This is a genomic window from Nocardia rhamnosiphila NBRC 108938 (assembly GCF_000720425.1).
Taxonomy (GTDB): domain Bacteria; phylum Actinomycetota; class Actinomycetes; order Mycobacteriales; family Mycobacteriaceae; genus Nocardia; species Nocardia rhamnosiphila.
Window position 1 is genome coordinate 1 of record NZ_JOAJ01000083.1, and the last position, 251, is coordinate 251.

Sequence of the window (251 nt, forward strand, 5' to 3'; positions counted from 1 at the left end):
GGGCCACGCCCATCATCAGCGCCGTCAGCCCGAGCCCGACGCCCTGGGCCGCTCTGCCGGCCAGCAGCCACGCGAACGGCAGCGGCAGTACGGTGAGCGCGCTGCCGGCGACGACGACCGCCAGCGTGGCAAGGATCGCGGCTCGCCGGTGGGGGCCGGCTCCGAGCCGGCCCAAGACCGGAGTGGCGACGGCGCCGCTGAGCAGCGCGACAGTCAACGTCCACTGCGCACTGCTCAGCGAGACGTGGAAC

1 pseudogene is annotated in these 251 nt (G+C 74.5%); it reads right to left on the reverse strand.

Going from position 1 to position 251, the window contains the following annotated elements:
* A pseudogene (locus tag IG75_RS37085) lies at positions 1 to 251 on the reverse strand (MFS transporter); the annotation flags it as partial.